We start from the raw sequence: 10,715 nt of genomic DNA, 5'->3' as shown, positions 1-10,715 counted from the left end.
GAGCCTGAGCCTGAGCCTGAGCCTCAGGAAACCTGACTCTTCGGTCTCTGACCGAATAACCCAGCGTTACCGGTCACAGAAGTTGAGCCAGAACCCGTTCTCGTGAACAGAGCCACCGCCGGGCCGCCGGACGACCGACCGTGGTGATTACCAGGCGGCTGCCCAGCTCCTGCACCTGCGCGAGGCGACCGTGCCGGTGCCGGTCCTCGCCGCGTCCGCCGAGCTGATCGCCGCGCAGCTGGACGACCAGGAGTCAGCCGCCCGCGAGGCCGCCGGCGTCGTCCACGCGCGCCTGCTCGCCGCCATCGAGGGCCCCCGCCTCCGGCCGGTAGCCGGCCCGTTGTCCCACCTCTGTCCCAGCTCACTGCTGCATGCTCTGACTAGGCAGAACAGGGTGGGACAGTCTTGAGACTGTCCCACCCTGGATGCACCGGTTTGAGTTCTAGGGCTTCGACGGGGTGGGGCCGTCAGACGGGGGAAGCAGGCAAGGCGTGATGACCCGCAGGTACATGCGGTCCCCGGTGCCCGAGGTGGCCGCGGTCGCGGTGTACCGGCTGCTGGGGTGGAAGGCGTCGACGAGTGCGTCCGGCTTGCCGTCCACGGCCTCGCGATAGCCTTCCACCGTTAGGCCCTCGCCGGCCAGCATGTCGCGGATCTTCCTGACCGCTTCCGGGTGCCGGTCGCGCGGCACGTGGCTCTTGACGCTGTACATCAGGATGTACCGGTCGTCGGAGGCGCTTTCGCCGTTCTTCCCGGTGCACGGGGTGAAGAGCGCGTCAATGGTCGCGGGATCGGGCTCGATCCCGGCGGTGCGGGCCATGTGCTCGGTGATCTGCTGGGCCCAGGTCTGGGCGTCGGCCTTGGACTTCACGGGTGGCGGGTCACTCCTGTCAGGATGGGCGGACGAGCACCCGCCGAGCACCGCTAGCAGGAGCGCGGCGGCGATGATCCGCGCGGGGGCGCGGGATGCGCTAGCAGTCATGGTGCTCCAGGGTCGGCGGTCAACTGGACTAGCTGTGGGGCCAGTGCGGGATGGTGGGGGCGAGCGTCGGCTGGCGGCCGGCGATGATCCGTCCCTGGTTGCTCAGGGTTTCGCTTGCTCCGCCGGGGCCCATGTCCCAGTAGCCGCCATGTCCGGTGGTGTCGACCTTGATGTGCGGGGCGCCGAAGATCCCGTACTGGGGCCCTCGCCGAAGACGGTGCCGGTAGCCGTCTGGATGAAGTCGTCCTTGGCCGTACCGACCCAGACGTGCTCCGGGTCGATGTTGAGCTCCGATGCCCGGTCCACTCCCATTCCGGGGCTGCCCAGCGCGATGATGTCGTCGGCGTTCACGCCGCCGTCCCGCGCGGCGGCGCCCACGACGTAGGTCCCGTAGCTGTGTGCAGGTTGGCCGCAGTGTCCGCGAGGCGCCGGCGCAGGTCGGCGAGCGGCTTGGACCAGTCGCTCCCCAACTGCCCCAGTCCACCGGCGATCGACCAGCCGGTGAGCTGGCCGGCAACGGTCTCGCTTGTGGTCGTCGCGCTGCGGACCGGCGCTTCCAGTTCCTCCCCCAGTCCCTTCGCGATACCTGCGGACGCCCGCAGGTCCGCCGGCTGGATCGCAACTTTGCCAGTGACGTTGTCAGCCACGTGGGTCCCCTCCCCGAAAATGAATGCCCAGCCCCCACGCCCCGCAGAATGCTAGGCAGGCAGTGTGCGCTCCGCATCCGTACAGATACTCAGATGCTACGGCCACGTCTTGCCGGTACACGCGGTCCTCGACCTCAAGGGCCGCACCGCGGAACTCACCCACCTGATCGCCGAACGGCTCGCCGACGACACCAGGAAGCCGGCGGCGCCGCGCTCGGCCTTGATCCCGGCCCGTGGGGGCACCTGCCCCGCATCGCCGCCAAGCTGAACCTCAGGAGGACTCCACCGACTGGATGCGGATGCCGTCCTACCGGCTCACCGACGCGGGGGTCAGCCGGAGGAAGTCCTCCCCGCAGGCGCGGGGGTCAGCCGCCGCTCCTCCGCGAGGGCGAGCGCCGCCTCCCGTCCTCCCCGCAGACGCGGGGGTCAGCCGCACTACCGGACCCGGGGCCTGAACCGCCAACTGTCCTCCCCGTCGAGAGGGCCATCAACAAGCTGAAGAACTACCGCGCCGGCGCGACCCGTTACGGCAAGCGCGGATACGTCTTCCTCGGCACCGTCACCGCGGCCGCCCTCGTTATCTGGCTCCGCACATGCGTCAGTCAGCCCGTCCGGGACCTTGTCGTCAGCGACCCGGAAGGCCCCTTGCGCGGCCAGCGAGCCAGACGGCGACACGCTGCTTTTCATCGCGGTTTGCATAGGGGCTGTCGTAACGCGTGATCCACTCCAGGTGTCGCAGGACGTTCTCTGAGCGGTCCGGGTGATGCACCACGAGCACGTCGATGCCGGTCTCGCCCGTCGAGGCTTCGAGGTACACGCTGCCGTTCAGAGCCATCATGCCGAAGCCCGGGTGGCCCGAGTGCACGCCCAGGAACGCCGATGCCGCGCCTCGGCCCATGATGTCCCAGCGATCCAGCAGACGGACCCGAGTCCAGAGCACCGGTACAGTGCTGCCACTGTGCAGGTGCTGCAGAGCGGCCCGATGCGAACAGGTGCCCCGCGGAAGCTGTACGAGGAACTCGCGCCGGTGGTCGAGGAGGCCCGAGGAGACCGCCAGGTCGTACCAGTCCGCATTGAGCCGCTCGACCAGCCGTGAGGTGTCGTATCGGTGCGAGAAGCCGCCGGCCACGTCCTCCGCACCGTATCCGCGAACGAACGGCACCGTGCCCGCTGGCACAGCGTTGGGGATCACCTCGAGGCCGGCCCGCCTCAGAGGCCGGTACACCTTGCGGTCACGTTCCTGAATACCCATTGGCCCATGTTCTACCAGGGGCCAACCACCCCTGACCCGCCATTTTCCTCTACCTCCACGTGATCGACCGGACAGCTCCTGAGGAGCTGTCCGGTCGATCATCAGGTGCTTACTCCCGGCTCGTGATTGACCACGGCATTGCCCTGCCCTACTACCGCCTCCATTCCAAAGACCCGCCCGGACGACCTGCCATCACCCGGGCCCGAAGCGGGTCCGGAACCCTGCTCGACTGAACGTGCCTGCCGCCGACAGGCGGACGGCCTCCGAGCCTCGGGCGTGATGTCGTTTCGCGGCTACGGGGTGCCCGCTTGCTCGGTCACCCGCGTCCAGGTGTTCATGATGATGAAGGTCTTGGTGCCCTCCACCTTGCCGGTCCGGCGCACGGCGTTGATCACCTGCTGAAGATGCTTCACGTCCCGGACCCGGAGCCTGAGCAGGGCGTCGGAGGTGCCGGCGATGCTGTGGCTCTCCTCGATCTCCGGGATGCTCTCGGAGATGCCCTGGATCTCGTCGCTGTCGGTCGCGCCGAGCAGTCGGATCTCGATGAACGCCTGAAGCATGCCCGCCCGGCTGTCCTCAATGACCGCGGTGTAACCGCGGATCATACCCGTCCTCTCCATGCGCTCGATGCGACGCGCGCACGGAGCCGCCGAGAGACCCACGGCACGCGCGATTTCCGACACGGGCGCTCGCCCATCCTTGCGGAGGATGGTCAGGATATGACGGTCGATCGCGTCCACGGCCAACTCCCCGAATCATGCGCGCCACGCACAAGTCATGCGCTGAAAGCTCCACTGCCCCTTGCAGATCGAGTGAACCACGCTCGACATATGCGTGATGATGCCCGGCCTATCGCCTGCGGACCGCCCTCCTGTCATCGTCATGGCGTCCGGGTGACCCCCGGCAGGAGGCCCGCGCCGGCCAACCCCTACGGCGCGGACTCCGACCAGATGACAGGTGCGCGGGTATCCCCGGCACCCTGCGGCCGGCCCCACATCCTGGGGCCGGCCGGGTACCGGACCAGGTCCACCAGCAGCGGTCATCGCGCAGGTCGCGCGAGAGCCCGCCGGCACCATCCGCCGGAACAGTTCCCACGGCTCGTCCGGTACCGGCCGTTCAACGATCCCGATCATGGCTCGTAGACCACCGAGTCGGCCGAATGAGGGGGCTGCCAAGGACCGGGCGCACGAGAGGGTGAGGGCCGGACAATCCCAGACGGGCTCAGATCCAGCCGCGCTCCCGCGCCCGGACCCCCGCCTGGAACCGCGTACCGGCGTCCAGTGCGAGCATCAGAGCCGCCACCCGCCGCGTCGCCGTGCGTACGCTGACCCCCAACTGCCGGGCGATCGCCCGGTCCTTGAAACCGGCGTGCAGCAGACGCACGAGCACCAGATCCTCCTCGCTGGGCCCCTCCTCCGCCTCCTCGACCTGATGGGCGAGCAGGGGTTCGGCGCGTTCCCAGTACGCCTCGAACAGCTCGATCAGCCCGTCCAGCAGGCCCGACGGATGCACGAGCACGATGGATTCCTTGCTGCCACCGGTCAGCGGCACCATCGCCACCCTGCGGTCCACGATCCGTGCCTTGAAAGGGAGATGACGCAGCAGCCGCGACCTCTCGCCGAGGGCGGCGAGCCGCAGAACGGTCTCCATCCGGCCGGGCGGAGCGATCGACTCCAGGCAGTACACGCCCCGGATGTCCACGCCGCGCTCTACCCATTCGCGGGTGGTCGTCTTCTCCTGATCGTGGAAGTGCGGCTGACCGACCGCATCCAGGTACGGCGGCTTGTCCAGCGTCCACAGATGGGTGGTGACGGACCGGTTCACCTCGTCGATCCGCCGGGCGATCGTCTCCGGGTCCGAGAGCACCTCCACCAGGGCTTCCGGGTCCGACGCCAACTGGTTGGCCCGGTAGAGGCGATGGAGGCCCGACAGTTCCGCTTCCACTTCGCCGTACATCGTCTCCGCCTCGGACCGACGCCGGTGCAGCAGGGCCGAGAGCGCCGACCGGGGACTTACCGCTTCCCACCGGCTCCGGCCCACCCGCCGTACGAGGCCGAGGTCGGCCAGCCGCTTCAACGCCTGTCCGGTACGCGCCACTCCGGCGCCGGTGCTCTCCGCGAGCTCGGCCACCGTGCGCTGCTGTCCCGACAACACCGCCCGGTACACGTTCTCGTCGAACGGGCCCACACCCACGGCTTCCAGCACAACCAACCCTCCTTGCCACCCGAGAGGACAGCGCCAAAGGCCCGTACCCCGGTGCGGGCCGACCGGTCTTCCCACGCGTGGCGCGTTTGGTCACCACGCCAAAGACGCCATCACATTATCTGGACAGTCGATGTTCGTGCGGCGTTCACTCGTCCCGGACCACCCGTCAGTCACCCCTGGTGCCAGGCCGTTCGGAGATTCCCACCCCCAGCGCACGCCGCAGACGAGCATCCACGCTCGTCTCTCCGGCGTGCGTGGAAATCCATGAGGAGAGTCCGTGTCACTCATGCCGCGACGAACGTCGCGCAACCGGCGAGCCGCCCTCGCCGCCTTGCTCACCACCGCCCTTGCCACGCTCAGCCTCCCCCTCGCCACGACCGCCACCGCCACCCCCGCTCCGATCGCCGAATCCGCGACGGGCACCTACCTGGTCACCCTCGCCGACCAGCCTCTGGTCACCTACGACGGCGGAGTCGGCGACCTCTCCGCCACGAAGCCCGCCGAGGGCGGCAAGATCGATGTCGAATCGCCCACCGCCAAGCGGTACCGCACCCACCTGACGGACCAGCAGACCCGCGTCGCCGAGGAGGTCGGTGCCACCGTCCGGCAGCACTACGCGGTCACCACCAACACCTTCAGCGCCCGGCTCGACGCCCGCCAACTGGTGCGCCTCGCCCGCACCGGGAGCGTCGTGCACATCGCCCCCGACCGGTTCCACAAGGCCGCCGACGACCGGAGTTCCACCGACTTCCTCGGCCTCTCCGGCCGCAACGGGCTGTGGAAGGCCCTCGGCGGGGCGGCCGAAGCCGGCAAGGGCATCGTCATCGGCGACATCGACACGGGCATCTGGCCCGAGAACCCCTCCTTCGACGCCCCGGCCCTGAACTCCCGCAAGCCCGGCAACAAGGACCGCCACCGCCCCTACCGCGTGGGCACGACCACCGTGATGCACAAGGCGGACGGCGGCATCTTCAAGGGCACCTGCCAGACCGGCGACCGCTTCACCGCCGCGGCCTGCAACGAGAAGGTCGTCAGCGCCCGCTACTTCGGCGACGCCTGGTTCGACGCCGTACCGGAGTCCAACCGGGCCGGATACGTCTCCCCGCGCGACAGCCAGGGCCACGGCACCCACACGGCGTCCACCGCGGCCGGCAACGCCGACGTCCTCGCCAAGGCCGACGGCGAGGACCTCGGCACCGTCTCCGGCGTGGCCCCCGCAGCCGCCATCGCCGTCTACAAGGCCCTCTGGCAGAGCAAGGACGGCGCCTCGGACGGCGGTCTGACCAGCGACATCGTCGCCGCCGTCGACCAGGCCGTCGCCGACGGCGTGGACGTCATCAACTACTCGATCGGCGGCACGTTCGAGAGTGCGTACGACGACCCGGTGCAGGTCGCGCTCCGCAACGCCGCCGTGGCCGGAGTCTTCGTCGCCACCGCCGCGGGCAACTCCGGCCCGAAGCCGTCCAGCCTCGACAACACCGCGCCCTGGACCACCACGGTCGCCGCCGGCACCATCGCGTCGCACACCGGCACGGTGGCCCTCGGCAACGGCGCGAGCTACACCGGCATCAGCACGACCGTGCACCGGCAGGTCGGCCCCGCCCCGCTCGCCCGGGGCTCCGCGGTCCGGGTCTCCGACACCGTGGACGTCTACGCGGACTACTGCATGCCGAACTCCCTCGACCCGGCCCGCGCGGCCGGGAAGATCGTCGTCTGCGAACGGGGCGTCAACTCCCGCCCCGAAAAATCCGCCGAGGTCCGGCGGGCCGGCGGCATCGGCGTCGTCCTGGTGAACCCCGGCGACGAGAGCAGGGACGGCGACCTGCACAGCTTGCCGGTCGTCCACCTCAACGCCCCCGACGCGACCACCGTCCGCACCTACGCCGCCACGGACGGAGCCACCGCCACCCTCACCGAGGGAGGCACCTCCGACGCCTACCCGCAGGTGGCCGGCTTCTCATCGCGCGGCCCCTCGTTCGTCGGCAACGGCGACCTGCTCAAGCCCGACATCACCGCGCCCGGCACCACGATCCTCGCGGCCGTGTCCCCGGACGGCAACAACGGCCACGACTTCGACTACTACTCCGGCACCTCCATGGCCACCCCGCACATCGCCGGCCTGGCGGCGCTCTACCTCACGGAGCACCCCACCTGGTCCCCGATGAGCATCAAGTCGGCCATGATGACCACCGCCACACCGACGAAGACCGCGAACGGCAAGAACAGCGACGACGCCTTCACGCAGGGCGCCGGCGAGGTGGACGCACGGGCCATGCTGCGGCCCGGACTCGTCTACGACTCGGGCGAGCGGGACTGGCTCGCCTACCTCGAAGGCTCCGGCATCCACACCGGAACCGGCGTCAAGGCCATCGACCCGAGCGACCTCAACTACCCGTCCATAGCCATCGGCGACCTCTTCGGCAAGCAGACCGTCACCCGCACCGTCACCGCGACCACGCCCGGCACCTATCGTGCCCGCGTGGACCTCCCCGGCATCAAGACCACCGTGAGCCCGTCCGTCCTGCACTTCACCCACCCCGGCCAGAAGCTCACCTTCACCGTCACCCTGGACGTGACCACCGCGCCCGCGGGACGCGCCGACACCGGGTCCCTCACCTGGACCTCCGACCGCATCACCGTCCGCAGCCCGATCGTCGTCACCCCGCAGACCGTCCGCGCCCCCGCCGAGATCAAGGGCTCGGGGTCCAGCGGCTCGACCAAGTTCTCGGTCACCCCGGCCACCAGCACCTTGACGGCCACCGCCTACGGACCGGTCTCCTCACCCGCCACCAAGGGCACCCTGACCACGACGCAGCAGATCTCCTACGACGCCGAGATCCCGTCCGGCGCCAAGGCGTCGCAGATCACGGTCCGCTTCGACGCGGCGGCGGACACCATCACGGGCGTCCTCTGGGGCAGCAAGGTCGGCGGAGTCCTCCAGGACGTCCACGTCGCCGTCCCCGACAGCGACGGAACGGTCACTATCACCGTGCCGCATCCCACGGCCGACACCATCCTCGTGTCCCTGGTCGCGGTCGGGACCAACGACGAAACCGTCACCCCGTACACCTACCAGGCGAACCACATCACCGCGGACAGCCCCGTCACCGGCAAGGTCACGGTCACGCCCGAACGGGCCCGCGCAACCCCCGGCGTACCGACCGACCTGACCGCCGCCTGGTCCGGCATCCCGGCGGACGCCCGGTCCGGCGCCTGGATCGAATACGCCAACGGGGCGGGCTCCTTCCTGTCCCTCAACTGAATCCCGGCACCCACCGGCGGGGGCGGCACGCACACGCGTGCCGCCCCCGCACGGGTGCTCCGCTCGCGCCGGCTGCTCGAACCGATCGGCGAGCCAAGGGCGAACTGTATCCGCGGGGGCTGCTGCTGGAGGGCCGGCACAAGTCGAGCTCGACGAACTCGCCGGCACGGGACTGCGGCCCGCCGTGCTGGTCGCGGACACCGCCTACGGCGCCAACGCCGGCCTTCGCCTCGGCCTGGAAGACCGCCACCTGGCCTGTGCTCGGAGGGCCCGGGGTGAGACGACCGCCCACCAGGAGGACGCGGAACCGCATCAGCCGCCCTACGGCGGCCTGGGACCGCGGCCGCTGCCGCGCTACCCCACCCGCCCGATCCCGTCGCAGGAGCACGTACTGGCCGCCGGGCGCCGTGCCGGGCGGAGCGTGACCTGGCGAAAGGGTTCCAAAGCGGCGACGATCTCGCGCTTCGTCCTGCCAAGGGTCCGCCTCGCCGGACGGCGCCCCAAGCCCGCCGCTGACGGCATGATCCCCCTCACCCGGCTGATCGCCCAACGGTCCGAGAACGAGGCGAAGCCGGTGCAGTACTGGATCTCCGATCTGCCCGCCGACCTCCCCGCCAGGGACCTGGCGTCTGGCCCTTGCGCCGGCCGGGGTGAGGTGCTCGCTCGCCCAGGTCCGGCAGCATCCGCCCGCCGAGCGCGGCCGGGCCTCGACGCGGTAGAAGAGCTGCTGCTCGCCGCCGAGGAGCACCCGGCCACCGCCGATCTGCTCGCCGCCGTCCCTGCCGGCGCCGCCCGCCTCGAGGACCTGGTCCAGCACGGCCCCGCCGCTCCGATGTGGCACCCGCTCGGCGCCGAGCGGCGGAGTGCCGTGCGGCTGGACGGAGTTGTAGAGGACCCTGGGCGCCACCACGGGCCTGCACGGGCGCCAGCGGTGCCTGGGGAGGCGGAGTACTGGCCGCGACGAGCAGGTCCGCTACGGCGCCTCCTCCAGAGCGGGCCCGACTGTTCCGGCCTGCAGCTGGGCCCGCTTGGTCTCCTCCTGTTCGTGCAGCACCGCCAGCTCGCTCTCGGCCGTGATCCGCAAGCGCTCCGTCTCGGCGGACAGCTTCGCCTTCAGCCGCTCCGTCTTCTGCTCCATGGCCGTCTTCGCGACGACCCCTGCCGTGGTGGCCACGGCTCCGATCACACCGCTCGCGATCAACTCGTTGAGCAGCTCCGGTTCAGCCTGGAGCTTGAGCTGCTCCCTCAACGTGAGAGTGGCCTCCATGGGGTCGCCCATGGAGAGCGCCACCAGAGTGCCCTCCCGGATGAGCTCCCTGGCCTCGAGACCACATTCCACGCAGAAGAAGCCCCCGTCCGGCTCCTCCGGGGTCCCGCACTGCCGGCAGTACATCAGGGCGGTGCCGTCGTCCCACGGCCCGCCGCCGTGGCCAAGATGGCTACCTTGGTGGTCGGCACCAGCAGAGCTGTCGGCAGGGCCACCGTTCGAGTCGTCGGACATGGCCCCACCCTAGGTCGCGGATGTGTCCGCGTCAGGAGAAGCCACCGACGGCGTAGCCCTTCACGTGGCCGATGGCTGTCAGGAGGTCGTGCAGGCAGCAGACGGCCCACTCCGCGTCGGTGTACCGCTCAGGGCCGACCTCGATGGCGCCGAAGGCGAAGCCATGCACGGCGGCCACCGCGACCGGTTTTCGAGCTCCGATACCGACCACGACGCCCCCCGGGCCGCCGAAGCGGCGCAGCGGTGGGCTCTCGGCCTGCTGCGGGTTCGGGGCGGATGCTGTGCGTCCGGGTGGGGGTGTGCGCTGCGTGCCTGGTCTGTGAGGGCGGGCGGCTCGGCAGCACGGGGAGCCCTTGCCGGGCTTGGTCGTCCGGGGCGGGGTGGGACGGTGGTGCCGGCTGGGCCTCAGGTCGGGCGGATCCCGCCTGGGCGGGGGATGGTCCCCCGCCTTCGGCGCGGGGCGGAGCAGGTCTTCCGAGGAAAGTCTTCGCAGGTGAGAGGTGTATCGGGGTGCCGCTACAGGGCTTTGGCGCGGAAGTCTGGAGGTGCGTCAGGAAGGCCGGCATCGCGTCGGCCGGGCGCGGCGTGCCCGGTGCTCCTCGGCCTCGGGTGCGGCTTCGAGTGAGGGGCTTCTGCCATGAAGAGCACTGTCTCCGTGCGTACCGCGCTGGTCTTCCTGCTGGCGGTGCTGGCGGCGGGGGTGGCCGGCGGTCTGACGTACGGCACCGGGGCGTCCCTGCCGCAGGCGTTCCTCGCGGGCGGAGCGGCGTTCGCGGTGGCGTTCCCGTTCTTCGACGCGATGGTCTCCAGTTCATGAGCTGCCGGGGTGGGGAGCCTGGATGCGGTGGGTGCGGTGTGATCCGCGT

11 protein-coding genes and 2 pseudogenes are annotated in these 10,715 nt (G+C 70.3%); 5 read left to right on the top strand and 8 right to left on the bottom strand.

Annotation, left to right across the window (positions count from 1 at the left end; all coding sequences use genetic code 11):
• Window positions 1-442 precede the first annotated feature (442 nt).
• The 3 genes from ACZ4UX_RS26940 to ACZ4UX_RS26930 all read right to left on the bottom strand — a co-directional run bounded on the left by ACZ4UX_RS26940 (window position 443) and on the right by ACZ4UX_RS26930 (window position 1,629).
• Window positions 443-871 (bottom strand): hypothetical protein, encoded by a 429-nt coding sequence (locus ACZ4UX_RS26940; protein WP_465708578.1) that lies wholly within the window; start codon window positions 869-871, stop codon window positions 443-445.
• A gap of 213 nt (window positions 872-1,084) precedes the next feature.
• Window positions 1,085-1,441 (bottom strand): alpha/beta hydrolase, encoded by a 357-nt coding sequence (locus ACZ4UX_RS26935; RefSeq protein WP_465708580.1) that lies wholly within the window; start codon window positions 1,439-1,441, stop codon window positions 1,085-1,087.
• A complete protein-coding gene (locus ACZ4UX_RS26930) occupies window positions 1,330-1,629 on the bottom strand; it encodes a hypothetical protein (RefSeq protein WP_465708577.1) in 300 nt (99 codons plus the stop codon). Before ACZ4UX_RS26930 ends, ACZ4UX_RS26935 begins: the two co-directional genes overlap by 112 nt.
• Before the next feature lie 109 nt (window positions 1,630-1,738).
• Between ACZ4UX_RS26930 and ACZ4UX_RS26925 the strand changes: the two genes are divergently transcribed.
• Both ACZ4UX_RS26925 and ACZ4UX_RS26920 read left to right on the top strand, forming a co-directional pair.
• Window positions 1,739-1,897 (top strand): hypothetical protein, encoded by a 159-nt coding sequence (locus ACZ4UX_RS26925; protein ID WP_465708582.1) that lies wholly within the window; start codon window positions 1,739-1,741, stop codon window positions 1,895-1,897.
• Window positions 1,898-2,103: 206 nt separating this feature from the next.
• A pseudogene (locus ACZ4UX_RS26920) lies at window positions 2,104-2,220 on the top strand (IS5/IS1182 family transposase); the annotation flags it as partial.
• A gap of 34 nt (window positions 2,221-2,254) precedes the next feature.
• Here the strand turns inward: ACZ4UX_RS26920 and ACZ4UX_RS26915 are convergent.
• From ACZ4UX_RS26915 to ACZ4UX_RS26905, 3 genes are all read right to left on the bottom strand, one after another.
• On the bottom strand, window positions 2,255-2,881 hold the full coding sequence (locus tag ACZ4UX_RS26915) for a hypothetical protein (RefSeq protein ID WP_465708576.1): 627 nt from the start codon (window positions 2,879-2,881) through the stop codon (window positions 2,255-2,257).
• Window positions 2,882-3,174: 293 nt separating this feature from the next.
• Entirely contained in the window at window positions 3,175-3,621 is a 447-nt protein-coding gene (locus ACZ4UX_RS26910; protein WP_465708575.1) for an Lrp/AsnC family transcriptional regulator, read from the bottom strand.
• A 481-nt stretch (window positions 3,622-4,102) separates the two neighbouring features.
• Window positions 4,103-5,086 carry a helix-turn-helix domain-containing protein gene (locus tag ACZ4UX_RS26905; protein ID WP_465708574.1) on the bottom strand — a complete coding sequence of 328 codons (984 nt, stop codon included), beginning with the start codon at window positions 5,084-5,086 and terminating at the stop codon, window positions 4,103-4,105.
• A 286-nt stretch (window positions 5,087-5,372) separates the two neighbouring features.
• Between ACZ4UX_RS26905 and ACZ4UX_RS26900 the strand changes: the two genes are divergently transcribed.
• Together ACZ4UX_RS26900 and ACZ4UX_RS26895 are read left to right on the top strand one after the other, a co-directional pair.
• Window positions 5,373-8,348, top strand: a complete 2,976-nt coding sequence (locus ACZ4UX_RS26900; protein ID WP_465708573.1) for a S8 family serine peptidase — start codon at window positions 5,373-5,375, stop codon at window positions 8,346-8,348.
• Between the two features lie 37 nt (window positions 8,349-8,385).
• Window positions 8,386-8,784: pseudogene (locus tag ACZ4UX_RS26895) on the top strand (transposase); the annotation flags it as partial.
• 537 nt (window positions 8,785-9,321) lie between these two features.
• Here ACZ4UX_RS26895 and ACZ4UX_RS26890 read toward each other — a convergent pair.
• Entirely contained in the window at window positions 9,322-9,849 is a 528-nt protein-coding gene (locus ACZ4UX_RS26890) for a hypothetical protein (protein ID WP_465708572.1), read from the bottom strand.
• Window positions 9,850-9,880: 31 nt separating this feature from the next.
• Complete coding sequence (locus ACZ4UX_RS26885) at window positions 9,881-10,027, bottom strand: hypothetical protein (RefSeq protein WP_465708571.1); 147 nt, start codon at window positions 10,025-10,027, stop codon at window positions 9,881-9,883.
• Window positions 10,028-10,486: 459 nt separating this feature from the next.
• On the opposite strand from ACZ4UX_RS26885, the gene ACZ4UX_RS26880 reads away from it, so the two are divergent.
• Window positions 10,487-10,666, top strand: coding sequence for a hypothetical protein (locus ACZ4UX_RS26880; RefSeq protein WP_465708570.1), 180 nt, complete (start codon window positions 10,487-10,489; stop codon window positions 10,664-10,666).
• Window positions 10,667-10,715: the final 49 nt, after the last annotated feature.

The sequence above is a fragment of the Kitasatospora sp. NPDC028961 genome (genome assembly GCF_055564815.1).
The sequence above is the reverse complement of the archived record's forward strand: the minus strand, read 5'-3'. Positions and strand labels throughout refer to the sequence as shown.